General features: G+C 32.3%; 19 protein-coding genes. 18 read left to right on the top strand and 1 reads right to left on the bottom strand.

Annotated elements, in window-relative coordinates; all coding sequences use genetic code 11:
- The first annotated feature begins 60 nt into the window (after positions 1-60).
- The 11 genes from B2U95_RS15425 (at position 61) to B2U95_RS15375 (ending at position 12,056) form a co-directional block, all read left to right on the top strand.
- Positions 61-822, top strand: coding sequence for a Rossmann-like and DUF2520 domain-containing protein (locus B2U95_RS15425; RefSeq protein ID WP_296317724.1), 762 nt, complete (start codon positions 61-63; stop codon positions 820-822).
- Positions 809-1,342 carry a KdsC family phosphatase gene (locus B2U95_RS15420; protein WP_296317722.1) on the top strand — a complete coding sequence of 178 codons (534 nt, stop codon included), beginning with the start codon at positions 809-811 and terminating at the stop codon, positions 1,340-1,342. The genes B2U95_RS15425 and B2U95_RS15420 overlap by 14 nt, the downstream gene beginning before the upstream one ends.
- Positions 1,343-1,390: 48 nt before the next feature.
- Positions 1,391-2,320, top strand: coding sequence for a geranylgeranylglycerol-phosphate geranylgeranyltransferase (locus tag B2U95_RS15415; protein WP_296317721.1), 930 nt, complete (start codon positions 1,391-1,393; stop codon positions 2,318-2,320).
- Position 2,321: 1 nt separating this feature from the next.
- Positions 2,322-2,915, top strand: coding sequence for a Maf-like protein (locus B2U95_RS15410; RefSeq protein WP_296317719.1), 594 nt, complete (start codon positions 2,322-2,324; stop codon positions 2,913-2,915).
- A 93-nt stretch (positions 2,916-3,008) separates the two neighbouring features.
- Positions 3,009-3,953 carry a septum formation inhibitor Maf gene (locus tag B2U95_RS15405; protein ID WP_296317718.1) on the top strand — a complete coding sequence of 315 codons (945 nt, stop codon included), beginning with the start codon at positions 3,009-3,011 and terminating at the stop codon, positions 3,951-3,953.
- 65 nt (positions 3,954-4,018) lie between these two features.
- Positions 4,019-4,561 (top strand): mechanosensitive ion channel domain-containing protein, encoded by a 543-nt coding sequence (locus B2U95_RS15400; protein WP_296317717.1) that lies wholly within the window; start codon positions 4,019-4,021, stop codon positions 4,559-4,561.
- 3 nt (positions 4,562-4,564) lie between these two features.
- Entirely contained in the window at positions 4,565-5,641 is a 1,077-nt protein-coding gene (gene corA / locus B2U95_RS15395; RefSeq protein WP_296317716.1) for a magnesium/cobalt transporter CorA, read from the top strand.
- Between the two features lie 32 nt (positions 5,642-5,673).
- On the top strand, positions 5,674-6,468 hold the full coding sequence (locus B2U95_RS15390) for a cation transporter (RefSeq protein WP_296317715.1): 795 nt from the start codon (positions 5,674-5,676) through the stop codon (positions 6,466-6,468).
- A gap of 124 nt (positions 6,469-6,592) precedes the next feature.
- Entirely contained in the window at positions 6,593-9,112 is a 2,520-nt protein-coding gene (locus tag B2U95_RS15385; RefSeq protein WP_296317713.1) for a PIG-L family deacetylase, read from the top strand.
- Between the two features lie 158 nt (positions 9,113-9,270).
- On the top strand, positions 9,271-11,079 hold the full coding sequence (locus B2U95_RS15380; protein ID WP_296317711.1) for a sodium:solute symporter: 1,809 nt from the start codon (positions 9,271-9,273) through the stop codon (positions 11,077-11,079).
- Entirely contained in the window at positions 11,079-12,056 is a 978-nt protein-coding gene (locus B2U95_RS15375) for a Gfo/Idh/MocA family protein (RefSeq protein ID WP_296317710.1), read from the top strand. The genes B2U95_RS15380 and B2U95_RS15375 overlap by 1 nt, the downstream gene beginning before the upstream one ends.
- Before the next feature lie 241 nt (positions 12,057-12,297).
- Here the strand turns inward: B2U95_RS15375 and B2U95_RS15370 are convergent, their stop codons facing one another.
- Positions 12,298-13,143 (bottom strand): DUF2911 domain-containing protein, encoded by an 846-nt coding sequence (locus B2U95_RS15370; protein ID WP_296317709.1) that lies wholly within the window; start codon positions 13,141-13,143, stop codon positions 12,298-12,300.
- A gap of 184 nt (positions 13,144-13,327) precedes the next feature.
- Between B2U95_RS15370 and B2U95_RS15365 the strand changes: the two genes are divergently transcribed.
- The 7 genes from B2U95_RS15365 to B2U95_RS15335 all read left to right on the top strand — a co-directional run bounded on the left by B2U95_RS15365 (position 13,328) and on the right by B2U95_RS15335 (position 18,217).
- Entirely contained in the window at positions 13,328-13,660 is a 333-nt protein-coding gene (locus B2U95_RS15365) for an ArsR/SmtB family transcription factor (RefSeq protein ID WP_296317707.1), read from the top strand.
- An 11-nt stretch (positions 13,661-13,671) separates the two neighbouring features.
- Entirely contained in the window at positions 13,672-14,142 is a 471-nt protein-coding gene (locus B2U95_RS15360; protein ID WP_296317705.1) for a DUF6428 family protein, read from the top strand.
- 25 nt (positions 14,143-14,167) lie between these two features.
- On the top strand, positions 14,168-14,785 hold the full coding sequence (locus tag B2U95_RS15355; protein ID WP_296317703.1) for a low molecular weight phosphatase family protein: 618 nt from the start codon (positions 14,168-14,170) through the stop codon (positions 14,783-14,785).
- Between the two features lie 34 nt (positions 14,786-14,819).
- Positions 14,820-15,479 carry an aquaporin gene (locus tag B2U95_RS15350; RefSeq protein WP_296317701.1) on the top strand — a complete coding sequence of 220 codons (660 nt, stop codon included), beginning with the start codon at positions 14,820-14,822 and terminating at the stop codon, positions 15,477-15,479.
- A 132-nt stretch (positions 15,480-15,611) separates the two neighbouring features.
- The gene (locus B2U95_RS15345; RefSeq protein ID WP_296317698.1) at positions 15,612-16,268 is read left to right on the top strand and encodes a TetR family transcriptional regulator C-terminal domain-containing protein; all 657 of its coding nucleotides are present in this window, start codon (positions 15,612-15,614) and stop codon (positions 16,266-16,268) included.
- 5 nt (positions 16,269-16,273) lie between these two features.
- Positions 16,274-17,584 carry an ABC1 kinase family protein gene (locus tag B2U95_RS15340; RefSeq protein ID WP_296317697.1) on the top strand — a complete coding sequence of 437 codons (1,311 nt, stop codon included), beginning with the start codon at positions 16,274-16,276 and terminating at the stop codon, positions 17,582-17,584.
- Entirely contained in the window at positions 17,585-18,217 is a 633-nt protein-coding gene (locus B2U95_RS15335; protein WP_296317696.1) for a flavin reductase family protein, read from the top strand.
- The last annotated feature ends 27 nt before the right edge of the window (positions 18,218-18,244 follow it).

The following is an 18,244-nucleotide window of genomic DNA, read 5'->3' as shown; positions in this document are numbered from 1 at the left end:
GTTATTCTTTTAATGCTATAGTTGTTATCACAGAATAGGAAATCTTAGTATTTTTACGTTATGATATCAGTTGTTTTACTTGGCGCAGGTAATGTTGCCTCACATTTATATAATGCTTTTAAAGAATCAGAAGATGTATCTATTGTACAATGGTACAATAGAACGCTTACAACAATAGCATCTTTTACTAATGAAGTAGAGATTACTAATGACCTCAATAGTCTAAAACCAGCAGATATTTACATTATAGCGGTTAGCGATGATAGTATCGCGCAATTATCTAAGGGTTTACCATTTAAAGATCGATTAGTTGTACATACTTCTGGTAGCGTTTCTATTCACGATATGGACAGAAAAAATAGACTTGGAGTATTTTATCCGCTGCAAACCTTTTCTAAAGCCACAGAATTAGATTTTAGCAATGTCCCTATTTGTATAGAAATTAAAGAGAAACAAAATCTTAAAATTTTAAAAAATTTAGCTAATGCACTTGGTTGTACATCATACAAAATATACACAGAGCAAAGGCAAACCTTACATTTAGCTGCTGTTTTTGTAAATAATTTTACGAATCAGATGTACAGAATTGCACACGAAATAGGTGATGCGGAAAATGTTGACTTCAACATTCTAAAACCATTAATATTAGAAACTGCAAAAAAGGTTCAACACATATCGCCTTATATGGCACAAACAGGTCCAGCAAAGCGAAATGATAAAAAAACAATTAAGCGTCATCTCAAACAAATTGAAAGTGATGAGCACAAAAAAATATATGAATTACTAACCAATTCAATAAAAAAAACACATGGACAACGCTAAAAGTTATAAAGAATATTTAGCAGACATCACTACATTTATTTTTGATGTGGATGGTGTACTTACCGATGGGACTATCACCGTAACCACAGATGGCGAAATGCTAAGAACCATGAATATAAAAGATGGTTTTGCCCTAAAAACGGCTACTGATGCTGGTTTTAATATGTGTATTATTTCTGGTGGCTCTAATGAAGGTGTTCGCAGACGCTTAGCAGGTTTAGGCATTAAAGATATTTACTTAGGCGCTCATAATAAGATAGAGCAACTTAACACCTATCTAAACAAACGCAATATTGAAAAATCTCAGGTGTTATACATGGGAGATGATATTCCTGATTATCCCGTTATGAAGTTAGTAGGTTTACCATGTTGTCCTCAAGATGCTGTAGCGGAAATTAAAGCCGTTTCTAAATATATTTCACATAAAAACGGTGGTGAAGGCGCTGTAAGAGATGTTATTGAACAAGTTCTTAAAGTACAAGGCAAATGGAATGGTAATTTTAATGCTAAATACGACTAGTCTTCTTATTGTGAAAAATTATAATTAAACATAGTTTTAATTCTTAGAATGATATATTTTTTTAAACTCATCCGTTGGAAAAATCTAATTATGATTGCTCTAATGCAATACTTAATTAAATACGCACTACTCCTACCCTTTTTTGAAAGTCACGGAGTCGTAACCACACTTAGCCATTTAGGTTTTGCTTTGTTAGTTTTAGCAACAATTTGTATAGCTGCTGGTGGTTATGTAATTAACGATATTTACGATATTGAAATCGATAAAATCAATAAACCAAAACAACTAATTATAAGTAAATATATTAGTGAGAAAAATGCTTTAACGCTATTTATTATCTTAAATGTTATTGGTGTTGGCTCTGGCTATTACCTATCTAATGGTATAGGTAAACCTGGTTTTTTTGTCATATTTATTATTGCCTCTGCACTACTTTATATTTATTCGTCATATTTAAAACAATTGCTCCTTATTGGTAACATCGTTGTATCACTCATCGTCATGTTAAGTATATTATTAGTTGGTGTCTTTGAGTTATTACCTGCTATTACACCTAATAACCTAATTATTCAAAACACTTTTTTTAAAATTATTTTAGACTATGCCATTTTTGCATTTTTAATTAATCTAGTTAGAGAATTGGTTAAGGATATTGAAGATATTGATGGTGATTATAAAGGAGGTTTGCAAACACTTCCAATTATAGTTGGCAGAGAACGCACTAATAAAATTGTATTTGGACTCTCCTTGCTTCCAATATTTGCTGTTGTTTATTATGTGATTACTTATCTATTTAAACAAATAGAAGTTGTTAGTTATTTTTTAATATTGGTAGTTGCACCATTAATTTATATAAGTATTAAATTATTTAGTGCAGAACAAAAATCGGACTATAAGCATATTAGTTTAATGCTAAAATTAGTAATGCTAACAGGTATGCTTTCTATGCTACTTTATAAATTTATCTTACTCAAATAATATGCTAAAAGAAAAGCTTAAAAATTTCAATATTATTTTAGCTTCTGCATCACCACGTCGTCATGCATTTTTTAAAACTATGGATTTAGATTTTGAAATTAGACTACAACCCGTTGAAGAAGTTTACTCAAAAGATTTAAAAAGCCATGAAATCACAGATTATTTGTCCAAACTAAAAGCCAAACCGTTTATTGAAAACCTTAAGAGCAACGATATCTTAATAACCAGCGATACTATTGTATGGCTAAATGGCAAAGCAGTTGAAAAACCTAAAAATGAGGAGGATGCTTTTAGAATGATAAAATCTTTAAGTAATAAAACTCACGAAGTAGTAACATCTATCTGTTTTAGCCAAAAAACTGAACAAAAGATAGTTAATACCGTCACTAAAGTAACCTTTAAAGCACTCACAGATGACGAAATTTGGTATTACGTTAATAATTACAAACCGCTAGATAAAGCTGGTGCTTATGGTATACAAGAATGGATTGGAGCTATAGCTATTACAAGCGTTGAAGGCTCTTATAACAACGTAGTTGGCTTACCTACACATTTACTTTACGAAACGTTAAATACCATTGCAGAAAATAATTAGGATGGTAACTTTGATTATTATTTTCTAAGAACACAAATTATTGTCATTCTGTACCAATAGCTATTGGGTTTCAGAATCTTAAATATTCAAGTTATGATGAAGATTTTTAACTCAAAACCTTTTTTTATTTTTAGTATAGGATTACTATCATTATTAATTTCCTGCAAAGAAAAGAAAACCGAAAGCTCAGAAACTCTGGCAATTTCAGAACCCGAAACTAAAGCGACATTAACTCCAAAAGCAGAACTGTCAAAAGAGTTTAAAGATTACTGGTACATGGGTGAAGCCGAAATTACTTCATACAAATTAAAACAAGCACGTTATGGAGAAATGAGAGACGGAAAAGCGATTCTCGTTTTTGTGACAGAAGATTTTTTACCAAAAGCTCAGGTTAAAGCAGATAATTATACTAAAAGTAATACTCCTGTTTTAAAACTAAACGCGACTAAAAATTTCAATACAGGTATTTATCCATATTCTATAATGCAGAGTACGTTTTACTCTGTAGCAAATAATCAACATGCTCTAAAGGTTTCAGCTTCTGTACAAGAGTGGTGTGGCCACGCTTACACACAACTAAACAATAGAGATCAGTTTGAAATTACATCACACTCCTACTTTCAAAGTGAGGCTGATCAGTCTTTTAAAATTGACAAATCTTGGACGGAAAACGAACTTTGGACCAAACTAAGAATAGACCCAACGAGCCTTCCTGTTGGTGATATTTCTATTATTCCATCTATCGAATACATAAGGCTAAAACATATAGATATAAAGTCTTACAATGCTACTGCTAATTTAAAAAATGGACTCTACACACTTACATATACAGATCTTAATAGAACTTTAAAAATCAACTTTAACCCCAATTTCCCATTTGATATAATAGGTTGGGAAGAAACAATAGTTTCAGGATATGGCTCTAATAGCAAAACGCTTACAACAAAAGCAACTAAACTTGAGTCTATAAAATCTGCATATTGGAGCAAAAACAGTAATGGCGATGAAGCCTTAAGGGAAAAACTTAAATTACAGTAAATTGTATAAGCATTCTAAACTATATTTATTTGGCACTAACTAACTAAATAACTAACTAACTTAACATGTCTGAGTTTATTAAAACTTACCAATCTGAAATTGTATACACCGCAATTTTACTAATTATTCTTTCTGTAATAAGAGCAATAATAGTTCTCACAGTAAAAAAAATTGGTAAAAAAAGCGGAACTACAGAAGCAAGAGCCATCTTAATTGGTCGCTATGTCACAGTTTTACTTGTGCTCATTGCATTTTTAATTGAAGCCTTTATACTAGGTGCAAAGCCACACGATATTTCATTAGTATTTTCTTCTGTATTTGCCGTAATTGGTATCGGTTTATTTGCAATCTGGTCTATTTTAAGTAACATCACCTCTGGTGTTATTATGTTTTTCTCATTTCCATATAAAGTTGGAGACAAAATAAAAATCCATGATAAAGATTACCCAACTGAGGCTATTATTGAAGACATAGGAGCTTTTCAATTAATTTTAAGAGAAGATAATGGTAACTTAACCACCTATCCAAATAATCTTATTCTTCAAAAAGCGGTAACTTTAATTAAAAAGGATGCTTTAGATGATAGGGACGGTAGCAGTATTCTATAAATAATGAAGAAAAGACAAAAGACACGTACTGAAAATTATAAAAAACATATTGGACAAGTACCTGGTACATTAATTTATACTGGTAAAAAATCAGATAAAGATTTTTATGTCGAATGTTTCGATTATACCAAAGAAGCCATTGAAGAATCTGTTTTATTAAATATTGAGGATGCTATTAATTATAAAGGTACAGATTCAGTTACTTGGATTAATGTAGATGGACTTAAATACATTGATGAAATTGCAAATATTGGTAAGCAATATAATTTACATCCACTAGTTTTAGAAGATATTGTCAACACAACGCAACGTCCCAAAATAGATGAATACGACAATTATTTATTCGTATCATTAAAAATGCTGTATTACGATAAAGATGAAAATATTGTGATAGAACAGGTTAGTTTTGTTCTTGGAAAAAACTATGTAATAACATTTCAAGAATCCGAAGGGGATGTATTTGATACAATTAGAGAACGACTTCGCCTTAATAATGGTAGAATAAGAGGCTTAAAATCAGACTATCTAATGTATGCCTTAATTGATGCTGTAGTGGATAATTACTTCAGTATTATTGAGACTTTAGGTAATAAAATTGAAGATTTAGAAACTGACCTTTTTGCTGAAAATACAAGAGATAATATAAATATCGAAGTCCAACAATTAAAGCGAGAAATCTTAAAAGTACGTCGTGCCATATTTCCACTGCGCGAAATTATAAGTCGTGTAGAAAAAGGCGAGCATCCATTAATTTACAAACGCACAATAACTTATTATAGAGATATTTACGACCATTTAATTCAAGTATCAGAAAACATAGATATTTACCGTGAAATGATTTGGAGTTTAATGGATATGTATATGACGACCATTAGTAATCGTATGAACGAAGTCATGAAAGTCCTCACCATAATATCATCCATTTTTATACCACTAACATTCCTAGCAGGTCTCTACGGAATGAACTTTGAGCACATCCCAGAACTAAAATATCACAATGGCTATTTTATTCTACTTGGTATAATGTTTATAATAGTTATTGGCTTGTTTTTTTATTTTAAACGTAAGAAGTGGTTGTAGCTCAGTAGTTAGTCTAAATAGTAAAAAGCTCCATGAATAAATCAGTATTCGAAATCACCAAAATGGATTGTCCTTCAGAGGAAAATCTTATCCGAATGAAGTTAGACGGAATTGCAAACATTGCTAATTTAGACTTTGATATTGCTAATCGAAAATTAACCGTATTTCATACTGGTAAAATTGATGAAATTGAAACGTCTATTATTGAGTTAAACCTCGGAGGAAAGAGAATATCTACCGAACAAACCGACCAAACAGACTTTGCAGAAAACACAAATCAAAAAAAATTACTTTGGTCTGTATTGTCTATAAATTTTGCTTTTTTTATTATCGAAATGACCACTGGTTTGATTTCAAAATCAATGGGACTTGTTGCTGATAGTTTAGATATGCTTGCCGACAGTTTTGTTTACGGAATCAGCTTGTTTGCAGTTGGCGGAACACTAATTAAAAAAAAGCGTATTGCCAAGCTGGCTGGTTATTTTCAGATAACCCTTGCTATTATTGGGTTTGCAGAAGTCTTAAGACGGTTTTTTGGAACAGAAACACTTCCAGATTTTTCAACAATGATTATCGTTTCGATTTTTGCCTTAATAGCAAATGGTATTTGTCTTTATATTTTACAAAAATCTAAAAGTAAAGACCAAGCACACATGAAAGCAAGTATGATTTTCACTTCTAACGATGTAATTATCAATTTGGGAGTTATAATTGCAGGCCTTTTGGTTAACTGGTTTAGTTCTAGTAAGCCAGATTTAATCATTGGGACTATTGTTTTTGTTTTAGTTATTCAAGGAGCGATAAGGATTTTAAAATTAAGCAAATAAGAAATATTAAATACCTTTTAAGAGGTTAACTATAGTTGTTTTTTACAACCGTTAAATAAATCTAAAAACAAAACCTTAGGTACTTATCTTTCCTATATTTGAAAAGTAACTAACTAACAATCACATGTACCAAATAAGACTTTGTCTTTTACTACTTTTAAGCAGTGTTTTTTTTATACAAGCTCAACAACCAAAACAACTTAATTCCTCAGAAATATACAATGCCGTTCAAAAACTAAACGTTTTGGGCTCAGTGCTTTATATAGCTGCTCATCCAGATGATGAAAACACGAGACTTATTTCATATATGTCTAACGAAGTTAAGGCGCGTACAGGGTATCTATCGTTAACACGTGGAGATGGAGGCCAAAACTTAATTGGACCAGAAATAAGAGAACTTTTAGGAGTTATAAGAACACAAGAATTATTAGCTGCTAGAGGTATTGATGGTGGTGAGCAACGTTTTACTAGAGCTAATGATTTTGGCTACTCTAAACACCCAGATGAAACTTTGGAAATTTGGAATAAAAATGACGTACTTTCAGATGTCGTTTGGGCCATTAGAACATTTAAACCAGATATTATTATCAACCGATTCGACCATAGAAGAGCTGGCAGAACTCATGGGCATCACACAAGTTCTGCAATGTTAAGTATGGAAGCATTCGATTTGGTAAATGATGCATCAAAATACAGTGCGCAATTAGAATTAACTGAAACTTGGCAACCTAAACGACTATTCTATAATACGTCTTGGTGGCGTTACGGTAGTCAAGAAGAATTCGATAAAATAGACAAGAGTAATATGCTAAATTTTGATATTGGTGTTTACTACCCATCAAAAGGGATGTCTAACAATGAAGTGGCGTCTTTAGCAAGTAGCCAACATTTATGTCAAGGTTTTGGTCGTTTAACATCTCGTGGAACACAACAAGAATATATCGAATTTTTAAAAGGTGACCCTTTAAACGATAGTAAAGATATATTTGCAGGAATCGATACCTCTTGGAACCGTATTGAAGGTGGACAAGCTATCGGTATAATTATGAGTAAGATTGAAAACAACTTCAATTTCGTCAATCCTTCTGAGCACTTACCAAAACTCTTAGAAGCTTATAAATTACTTCAAACTGCAAAAAACAAACATTGGAAAACTATAAAAACCAAAGAATTAAAAACAATTATTGAAGCTTGTGCTGGCTTGTATTTAGAAGTTTCAGCTAATAGTCCGCATGCTTCACCAAATTCTTCAGTGGCACTCAAAATGGAAGTACTGAATCGAAGTAATTCTAAAATCAGTTTGTTGTCTTACAACCTATCAACACTTCAAAAAGGAATTTCTAAAAACATGGAATTATCCCCTAATCAACGTTTAAATTTTGAAGAAAGTATTACAATCCCAAATAACAGTAATTACACAACTCCGTATTGGTTGAACAATCAGAGTACATTAGGCATGTATAATGTTGAAGATCAAAAACTAATTGGATTGCCGGAAACACCAAGAGCTGTTTTCGTAGATTTTAATTTAAATATTGAAGGCACTTCAATAACAATCACAAAACCAGTAGTATATCGCTATTCTAAACCAGATAAAGGTGAATTATATAGACCTTTTGAAATTATACCTGAAGTTTCTGTAAGTATAAGTGATAAAGTATTCATCTTTGAAAATGACCAACAAAAAGAGATTGAAATCACAGTAAAAGCTGGTCGTAATGCTATTGATGGTTTTATACAAATGGACTATCCTATTGGCTGGAGCGTTTATCCAGACAAGCAAAAAATTGAAATTGCTAATAAAGGAGATATTCAAAAAGTAATTTTCACCATAATTCCACCTTTGGGAAAAAGTGAAGGTGTAATAGTACCAATGGTAAATATTAAAGGCAAATTTTACACAGACGAGTTAATAGAAATCGACTACTCACATATCCCCTTTCAAACGGTTTTAATGCCTAGCGCGAGTAAAGTTGTGCGTTTAGATATTCAAAAAAGAGGAGATAATATTGGTTATATTCAAGGTGCTGGTGATGTGGTACCAGAAAGTTTACGTCAAATTGGTTACAATGTAACTATTATAAAACCAGAACAAATTTCACCAGAAAACTTAACTAATTTTGATGCCATTGTGGTTGGCATCAGAGCTTATAATATTGTTGATGAACTTAAATTTAAGCAGAAGTTTTTATTGGACTATGTTAATGAAGGCGGAAATCTCATCATTCAATACAACACAAGTAGAGGTATAAAGGTAGATAATATAGCACCTTACGATTTAAAATTATCGAGAGATCGGGTTACAGACGAGAATGCTTTAGTTAGAATATTAGAACCAAATCATCCTATCCTTAATTTCCCAAACAAAATCACAATCCAAGATTTTGAAGGTTGGGTACAAGAACGCGGTTTGTATTTCCCAAATAAATGGGCTGAAGAATTTACACCATTACTCGCAGCAAACGACAAAGGTGAAAGCTCTAAAGAAGGTGCTTTACTGGTCGCTAAATATGGTAAGGGCAATTATATTTATACTGGACTAAGCTTTTTTAGAGAATTTCCGGCTGGTGTATCTGGTGCTTACAGATTATTTGCAAATTTGCTGTCCGCAGGAAAAGAAGATCAACTACAACTCAAAAACTAACAACTATTTTATTAACAACCAAAAACTGATTAATATGCAAAACCAAGACCAACTACAAGAGAAACAAAAATGGAATAAAATGTACACTATTGTATTACTAGCTAACGCTTTATACATTATACTGTTTTACTTTATAACAGCTTCATTCGACTAATTGCATGAATCAAACGTTAGATTGGATTGACTGGACAGTTCTCATTGCCACACTAGTGACAATAGTTGGCTACGGTACTTGGAAAACACGTGGTCGTAAAAATGCACAAGATTACATCAAAGGAGGTAACACGTCTAAATGGTGGACTATTGGTTTGTCTGTAATGGCAACGCAAGCCAGTGCTATTACTTTTCTTTCTACAACTGGTCAGGCATTCTCTGACGGTATGGGTTTTGTTCAATTTTATTTTGGACTTCCAATAGCCATGGTCATTATATGTTTGGTATTTATTCCACTCTATCATCGTCTTAAAGTTTATACGGCTTACGAATTTCTAGAAAACCGATTCGATCTAAAAACAAGAAGTCTTACAGCCATCCTATTTTTAATACAACGTGGGCTCGCAGCAGGAATCACCATTTTTGCTCCAGCCATTATTTTATCTGTTGTATTAGGTTGGAATATTGTAACCCTCAATATCGCTATTGGTGTTTTAGTAATTATTTACACGGTCTCTGGTGGTACAAAAGCCGTTACAGTAACGCAAAAACAACAAATGCTCGTGATTTTTGCTGGTATGTTTGCTGCACTTTTTGTGGTTATTAATTTAATACCAGAAGACGTCTCTTTTATTGATGCTATAGATATTGCTGGTGCAACTGGAAGAATGGAAGTCTTAGATTTTTCATTCGATTTAGAAAATAGATATACCGTTTGGACTGGTATTATTGGTGGTACATTTCTAATGCTTTCGTATTTTGGTACAGACCAAAGCCAAGTACAACGTTATCTTTCTGGTAAATCCATGAAAGAAATGCAAATGGGTCTTATCTTCAATGGTTTGCTAAAAGTACCAATGCAGTTTTTTATACTCTTAGTTGGTATTATGGTCTTTGTGTTTTATCAATTTAATCCATCACCATTAAACTTTATTGATGCCTCTACAGAGAAGGTGTTAGCTTCAGAATATGGGAATGAGTATCGCGCACTTCAAGATAAGCAAGCCTTGTTATTTTCTAATAAACAAGCGTTAAGCTTAGCCTTATCAAAAAATAAAGATGCACAAGCAACAAACAAACTTTTTACTTTAGATAGTATTGAAAAATCGTATCGATTAGAATCGAAATTTTTAATCAAAAAAGCAGTCGATAAAGAATATAAAGAGACGTATGCAAAGCTTCAAAATGAAGTTGAAACTCTAGAATCTGATCCAAAAAGTTTAACTTATATCGAAAAATCAGCAGCGCTAGCAGCGCTTTATAAAGACTCAGCAAAAGATACCCAAACCAATGACAAAGATTATATGTTCATTCGGTTTATACTTAATCATCTACCAACCGGACTTATTGGTTTATTATTAGCTGTAATCTTATCTGCAGCAATGTCTTCTACCGCTTCAGAAATAAATGCCTTAGCAACAATTACGTCTATAGATTTATACGGAAGAAGTCTAAAGGAAGACAAAGGAGATGAGCATATGGTAAAAATGACCAAATGGTTCACTTTAGGCTGGGGAATTATCGCAATTATCATTGCCTGTTTTGCTAACCTTGCAGAAAACTTAATTCAATTGGTTAATATAATAGGCTCCATTTTTTATGGCAATGTTTTGGGTATTTTCCTTTTAGCATTCTTCTTTAAACATATAAAAGGAAATGCTGTATTTATTGGCGCACTACTAACACAAGCTATTGTAGTTATAGGTTGGTGGTTTGATTGGATGCCTTATTTATGGCTAAATCTATTTGGCTGCGTGGTTGTTATTACTATTGCTAATATTTTGCAAATGGTTTTACCTAAAAAGGTAGCATAATGGCTTCTAAAATTATTAATTGGGGAATTATAGGAGCTGGTAAAATCGCTTCAAAGTTCGCAACTGATATAAATGCACTAAAAGGTGCTAAACTTTATGGCATTGCATCAAGAAATTTAGAAAAAGCGCAACATTTCGCTTTAAAGTTTAATGCTAATAAAGCCTATGGTGCATACAAAGACTTGGTATTAGATCCCAAGATAGATGCTATTTACATTGCGACACCGCATAGTTTTCATAAGACACATACATTGTTATGTTTAGATCATAAAAAGCCTGTTTTATGTGAAAAACCGTTCGCCATGAATATAGACGAGGTAAACGAAATGATTAAAGCTTCAAAAGAAAATAACACGCTTTTAATGGAAGCCATGTGGACGGCTTTTCTTCCTCACTTTCAATATGTTCAAAACCTAATACATAAAAAGCATTTTGGTAATGTTATAAAACTCAAAGCTGACTTTGGTTTTTTTCCAGAGTATGATGAAGCTTCAAGATTATTTAATAAATCTCTTGGAGGTGGCAGTCTATTAGATATTGGTATTTATCCTGTATTTGCAGTACTTTCAACTCTAGGACCACCAAACTCTATTGAAGCCGATGCTACTTTTTTTCAATCTGGAGCAGATTCAGAATGCAATATAGTTTTCAACTATAAAGATGCAAAAGCAATTTTAAAGAGTACACTATTAGAAGAAACTAAAACAGAAGCGATTTTCTATTGCGACTACGGAACTATTAAAATTAATAAGCATTTTAATGAGCCTTCTACTGTTATATTAATTGATGAACACGGTAATTCTGAAATAAAAGATTTCGATTATAAAACCTTAGGTTTTAGTTATGAAATAGAACATTTTAATGGACTCATTAGAGAAGGCAAAACCGAAAGTAGTGTTATGACTTTTAAACGAAGTCAGCAACTTATAAATACTTTAGACACAATTCGAAAGCTAATTGGTTTAGAATATTTTTGACGAACCTATAATTGAAATTTAAGTGACAATATTTGTTTGATTATCTCACCTTTTTTGTCTGAATGTATCAAGAGCCAACCTATGACTAAAGTTCTAGATATAGTATCTCTTCCATCGCAATTAATCTAAGTGACATAATAGATAGAGATCATAACCAACAAAGAAACGCAACTCAATGAGTTGCGTTTCTTATTTATATTTAAATCGGTAAAAGGTTAAAAACCAATAACTAAAGGCCAGCCTACATAGCTCCCCATTCTTTCAGAGAATCCATATTCATTTTTACATAGTCAGCATTTTCTGCTTTCTTAGATTTCTCTAAAGATAATTTAGCAGTAGCGATAGCATTTTTCTTATCACCCATTTTTGAATATAATAAAGACTGTTGTCTTAATTGCCAAAATGCTGGTTCTTTAGACATAGCCATTGCTTTATCCATCCACATTTTAGCTTTATCTAAATTTTTATCTTGTTGCATAAAATATACAGCAGACGCATAATAATCATTAGCAGAAGGACCTGCCATAGCTTTCTCGATAGCAGCAGTTACAGCAGTATCTGTAGGGACTTCAAACGTAATAGTAGCCATAGTGTTCTCCCAAAGAATACCTAACTCAGCTGAACTGTTAGTTAAATTATCGAAAGTAATAGTAAAAGTTTCAACATTCATTGGCATTTTTATTGCCTTTACCGTTGTTTTTGCTGCAACTTTAGCGTCGTCCCATTTACCTGGTGTTCCCCAATTTTCAGTATCTGAGTAAAAAACAACATCCCAAGAGCTAGAAGATGGTGTTACAAAAATTGCATATGATCCTGCTTTTAAATCTTGTCCGTCAATCTTTACAGGATTACTAAACGTAATCATGGTGTTTTTGTTAGCTCCTGTTCTCCACATTTTGCCAAAAGGCACTAAGTTTCCAAAAACCTCTCTTCCTTTCATACTCGGACGTGAGTATTCTAAAGTTACATCTGTTAATCCTACCTTCTGCTCTACCTTAGTAAAAGGACTTGGTTGTGGTGTTTCAATTTGTGCATTTACTGAAAACATTAAAGTTAAAGCAAATGTGAAAATTACTAATTTTTTCATTTTGTGTAGTGTTAAATAGTTGTTATTAATCTACTGTAAATTTACGACTTACCATAAGCTCTATATGTTAACAAATCCTTAAAACGTAACACTTTTTATTGTGGGATTTTCTCACAAAGTCTGTGAAATTGATAGTTTTAAATTATTTAATCGTAATATTGCAATATAATAATGAATTAGAATTATGGGCTTAACTAAAAGTGAGATATTTACTGATCAACAGAATGAGATCGCTCATATTGCTAAAGTTTTTGGCCATCCTGCCCGAGTCGCTATTCTTCAGTATTTATTTAAAATTAATTCTTGTATTTGTGGTGATTTAGTAGAAGAAATTGGTTTAGCACAACCTACCATTTCACAGCACTTAAAAGAATTAAAAAATATTGGTCTTATAAAAGGCAATATTGAAGGTACAAGTATTTGTTATTGTATTGATAATGAAAATTGGACAAATATGAAAACGGTAATCTCTAAATTCTTAAACCAAGACTTAGCTCCTGAAAATAACTGTTGTTAAAAAACAATCCTATGACACTAAACGAAATCAAATCTAAACTAGCCGAATTAAAAACCATTGCATTTCAATTACCCGATGGTTCTTTGGTGCCGAATCATTTTCATGTAACCGAAGTCGGTAAAATATCAAAACACTTTATTGATTGTGGTGGTACTGAACGTAAAGAAGAAGTAGCTAACTTTCAGTTATGGGAAGCAGACGACTATGATCACAGACTACATCCCAAAAAACTATTAAACATTATAGAACTTTCTGAAAACATTCTAAATATTAGCGATTTAGATATCGAAGTGGAATACCAAGGTGATACCATTAGCAAATATGGTTTAGATTTTGACGGTATAAACTTTTTATTAACATCAAAACAGACAGCTTGCTTAGCGCTAGATGCGTGTGGTATTCCCGAGGAAAAACCAAAAATTAAAATTTCAGATTTACAAAATTCAGCATCTAGTTGTTCTCCAAATTCTGGATGCTGCTAGTTATTAGTTACTTTAAAAAAAACCTATGTTATACTCTAAAATAAAGGCACAAATTGATGCTTTAGATGTAAATTCTATTGCTTGCGAACGTAAAGATACACTACAAGCATTAATTGATTTTATACAACTTAAAGTTGCTAATAAAGCGCTAATAAATCTAAATTTTATCTGTACTCATAATTCACGTAGAAGTCATTTATCGCAAGTCTGGGCACAAACTATGGCACATCATTATACTATAAATAATGTATTTTGTTATTCTGGCGGAACTGAAGCTACTGCCCTATTCCCCATTGCTGCTAAGACTTTAAAACAAACAGGGTTTAAAATTGAAACGCTTTCAAATGAAAATAATCCTGTTCACTCTATAAAATACAGTGACAATACACAACCTATTATTGGGTTTTCTAAAACTTATGATGCTGACTTTAATCCTACTTCAGAATTTGCAGCAATATTAACATGCTCTAGTGCTGATAAAGGTTGTCCGCTTATTTCAGGTGCTGAAAAACGTATTCCTTTAACCTATGATGATCCGAAAGCATTTGACAACACACCACAACAATTAGAAAAATATAAGGAACGAAGTCTACAAATTGCTACGGAATTAAAATACGTGTTTGCTAAAATACGAGCAAACTAAATATAATCGAAGGTTCACGAACTCAAAGAAACAAATGAAAAATTACGTGAGTAAAAAAGGCTTTGCAGAATTATTAGGAACATTTACCATGGTTTTCTGCGGTTGCGGAGCCATGACGGTTAATGAAATAACTGGTGGAGCAATAACTCATGTTGGTGTAGCTATAACTTGGGGACTAGTTGTTATGGCAATGATATATGCTTTTGGGGAAATCTCGGGTGCACATTTTAATCCGGCTGTAACTATTGGCTTTGCTATCGCTAAAAAATTTAGTTGGAAAAAAGTTCCAGAATATATTGCATTTCAAACTATTGGTGCATTTCTTGCAATTTTGGTGCTTTGGGTATTATTTCCTGAGAGCGAAAGTTTCGGGCACACCTATCCAGCAGAAGGATTTGCGCCTTACAAAGCTTTTATATTTGAATTTTTTCTCACATTTTTCTTAATGCTTGTTATCATAAATGTATCTACCGGAAGTAAAGAGATTGGCACAATGGCAGCAGTTGCTGTTGGAGCAGTTATTCTCTTAGAAGCTATGTTTGCTGGCCCTATGACAAAGGCCTCTATGAACCCTGTTAGGTCTCTAGCACCTGCAGTAATTTCTGGTAATTTAGAACACCTATGGCTCTATCTCACCGCACCAATTGCTGGTGCAATCTTTGCCATTATTTGTCATAAGCTAATAAAAGACTAAAAGCTTAGCATAGCATAGCAACCATAAATTCCTAGGGTATTTCTCTCCTATATTCTTGTTAAATTTTGTTTAAGCATCTATTTAAATAGTTAAACATTGTGTACCTTTACATTGTAGTAAAAATCAATTACAATGGCTAAAAAGAAATCAATCTCAGAATCAGATATTATAAGTTTTTATATGGATTATGTGCTTATGCACAATCACAAACCAAAATCAGTATACGCTTTTGTAAAAGAGAATAATTTCGAAGAGCAAAAGTTCTATGAATTTTTTGGGTCATTCGAAGCTTTGGAACAATCAATTTTTAAAGTATTTTTTGATAATGCACATGCCGTTTTAGAAAAAAGTGAAGAGTACCTCACTTTCGATCCTAGAAATAAATTATTAAGTTTCTACTTTACATTTTTTGAAATTCTTACAGCTAATAGGAGCTATGTAGTGCATGCTTTAGAAGGAGATAAAAACGCAATGAAATCCTTAAAGACGCTTGCACATCTAAAGAAGAGATTCACAAATTATATCGAGCATTTAGATATTAAAACTATTGATTTAAAACAAGAGCAACTTGTTAGAATTCAAAATAGAAGTTTAAAGGAAACAGCTTGGTTGCAATTACTAGTAACTATGAAGTTTTGGATGGATGATACATCTCCTTCATTTGAAAAAACTGATATATTTATTGAAAAATCAGTACGAGCAAGTTTCGATTTAATTGATACGACTCCATTAAAAAGCTTAATAGACTTTGGCAAATTTTTGTACAAAGAAAAAATGCACATGAATTAGATTGAATGAAGACCATAGACAGTATACCCATTTCTAAAATATCTCGAGCATCTAAATTAGTATCAACTGGAGCTAAAGTTGGTGTCAACTACTTAAAATATTATGGTGACAAAATGGTGAATTCTAAGGAAGATGCCAAAGAACGTCTCAATCAGAATAATGCTGAGGACATATACGATAGCCTAAAACAATTAAAAGGAAGTGCCCTAAAAGTAGCTCAAATGTTGAGTATGGAAAAGAGTATTTTACCACAGGCTTATGTGGAAAAATTTTCTTTATCACAATTTTCAGTTCCTCCTTTATCACCACCATTAGTTATAAAAACATTTAAAAAATATTTCGGAAAACATCCCGAAGATATTTTTGATACTTTCAACGCAACTTCAGTTAACGCTGCCAGTATAGGACAAGTCCATATTGCAGAAAAGAATGGGAGAAAATTTGCTGTGAAAATCCAATATCCTGGAGTTGCGGAGAGTATCGCATCAGACTTATCTTTAATTAAGCCTATCGCAATTAAAATGTTTAACATTAAAGGTAAAGATTCTGATAAGTATTTTAAAGAAGTTGAGAACAAACTCACCGAAGAGACCAATTACATTTTAGAAATAGCGCAAAGTAAAGCCGTTGCAGAAGCTTGCCAGCATATTCCTAATTTAAAATTTCCAAGTTATTACGAGGAGTATTCTTCTGAGCGTATTATAACTATGGATTATATGAAAGGTGATCACCTTTCGGAATTTGTAACCAAAAATAAAGATAAAGAGAAATCTAATACATTAGGACAAGCGTTGTGGGACTTCTATATGTTTCAAATTCATAAATTGAAAAAAGTTCATGCAGATCCGCATCCTGGTAATTTTTTAATATCTGAAGAAGGTGATTTAATTGCTCTAGATTTTGGTTGTATGAAAACTATTCCAGACGACTTTTACATCCCTTATTTTGAATTGGCTGAAAAATCAGTTATTGATAATCCTGAAAAGTTTACAGAGAAATTATACGAATTAGAAATTTTGAAACCTAACGATACTCCAGATGAACTAAAATTCTTTAGTGCTATGTTTCATGAACTATTAAGTCTATTTACAAAACCTTTTCATTCTGAAGAATTTGATTTTTCGGATCCAGAATTCTTTAGTCAAATTTCAGAAATGGGACAACGTTATTCTAAAAGTACCGAATTGCGTAAAATGAATGCAGACAGAGGTTCTACACATTTTATATATATCAACAGAACATTCTTTGGATTGTATAATTTAATGTTCGATTTAAAAGCTGAAAATGTTCAAATCAATAATTTCAAGAATTTGTAGATGACAAAAATAAGCTTCGACGATATTGATAAAATGCATCATTTATACCGTATCAATCTTATAAATAGTTGTTCTGGTTATAAGTCTGCGAATCTTATTGGCACTAAAAGTAAAGATGGCATTTCTAATGTGGCTGTATTTAGTTCTGTAACACACTTAGGATCTAATCCAGCGCTACTAGGTTTCTTTTTAAGACCAACGACGGTAATGCGAAACACATATCATAACCTGAAAGCTACTGGTACTTATACCATTAATCATATCTATGAAAATATTATAGAAGATGCACATCACACCTCTGCAAAATACGATGAATCTATTTCTGAATTTGACGCTACAGCACTACAAGAAGAATACAAATTAGATATCTCAGTTCCTTTTGTAAAAGGTTCTCCGATACAAATGGAAATGGAATATGTAGAGGAATGTCCTATCGCAGCTAATGGCACTATTCTAGTTATAGGTAAAATAGTGAACTTATTTGTTGCTAAAGACTTAATAGAAAAAGACGGCTTTATCAATTTAGCCAAAGGGAAAGTGGCGAGTATTAATGGGTTAGATGGCTATACCATTCCAGAATTAAAAACACGATTAGACTATCAACGCCCTAAACCAGAATTTGTATCTAAATAGTTGCCTAATAAATTAAGGTTTAAAATT

This window comes from Winogradskyella sp. UBA3174 (assembly GCF_002364335.1).
Classification (GTDB): Bacteria; Bacteroidota; Bacteroidia; order Flavobacteriales; family Flavobacteriaceae; genus Winogradskyella.
The sequence above is the reverse complement of the archived record's forward strand: the minus strand, read 5'-3'. Positions and strand labels throughout refer to the sequence as shown.

Excerpts from the sequence above, each read along its gene's own strand:
- B2U95_RS15425 (WP_296317724.1), top strand. The coding sequence starts at position 61 with ATGATATCAGTTGTTTTACTTGGCGCAGGTAATGTTGCCTCACATTTA.
- B2U95_RS15420 (WP_296317722.1), top strand. The coding sequence starts at position 809 with ATGGACAACGCTAAAAGTTATAAAGAATATTTAGCAGACATCACTACA.
- B2U95_RS15415 (WP_296317721.1), top strand. The coding sequence starts at position 1,391 with ATGATATATTTTTTTAAACTCATCCGTTGGAAAAATCTAATTATGATT.
- B2U95_RS15410 (WP_296317719.1), top strand. The coding sequence starts at position 2,322 with ATGCTAAAAGAAAAGCTTAAAAATTTCAATATTATTTTAGCTTCTGCA.
- B2U95_RS15405 (WP_296317718.1), top strand. The coding sequence starts at position 3,009 with ATGATGAAGATTTTTAACTCAAAACCTTTTTTTATTTTTAGTATAGGA.
- B2U95_RS15400 (WP_296317717.1), top strand. The coding sequence starts at position 4,019 with ATGTCTGAGTTTATTAAAACTTACCAATCTGAAATTGTATACACCGCA.
- corA (WP_296317716.1), top strand. The coding sequence starts at position 4,565 with ATGAAGAAAAGACAAAAGACACGTACTGAAAATTATAAAAAACATATT.
- B2U95_RS15390 (WP_296317715.1), top strand. The coding sequence starts at position 5,674 with ATGAATAAATCAGTATTCGAAATCACCAAAATGGATTGTCCTTCAGAG.
- B2U95_RS15385 (WP_296317713.1), top strand. The coding sequence starts at position 6,593 with ATGTACCAAATAAGACTTTGTCTTTTACTACTTTTAAGCAGTGTTTTT.
- B2U95_RS15380 (WP_296317711.1), top strand. The coding sequence starts at position 9,271 with ATGAATCAAACGTTAGATTGGATTGACTGGACAGTTCTCATTGCCACA.
- B2U95_RS15375 (WP_296317710.1), top strand. The coding sequence starts at position 11,079 with ATGGCTTCTAAAATTATTAATTGGGGAATTATAGGAGCTGGTAAAATC.
- B2U95_RS15370 (WP_296317709.1), bottom strand. The coding sequence starts at position 13,143 with ATGAAAAAATTAGTAATTTTCACATTTGCTTTAACTTTAATGTTTTCA.
- B2U95_RS15365 (WP_296317707.1), top strand. The coding sequence starts at position 13,328 with ATGGGCTTAACTAAAAGTGAGATATTTACTGATCAACAGAATGAGATC.
- B2U95_RS15360 (WP_296317705.1), top strand. The coding sequence starts at position 13,672 with ATGACACTAAACGAAATCAAATCTAAACTAGCCGAATTAAAAACCATT.
- B2U95_RS15355 (WP_296317703.1), top strand. The coding sequence starts at position 14,168 with ATGTTATACTCTAAAATAAAGGCACAAATTGATGCTTTAGATGTAAAT.
- B2U95_RS15350 (WP_296317701.1), top strand. The coding sequence starts at position 14,820 with ATGAAAAATTACGTGAGTAAAAAAGGCTTTGCAGAATTATTAGGAACA.
- B2U95_RS15345 (WP_296317698.1), top strand. The coding sequence starts at position 15,612 with ATGGCTAAAAAGAAATCAATCTCAGAATCAGATATTATAAGTTTTTAT.
- B2U95_RS15340 (WP_296317697.1), top strand. The coding sequence starts at position 16,274 with ATGAAGACCATAGACAGTATACCCATTTCTAAAATATCTCGAGCATCT.
- B2U95_RS15335 (WP_296317696.1), top strand. The coding sequence starts at position 17,585 with ATGACAAAAATAAGCTTCGACGATATTGATAAAATGCATCATTTATAC.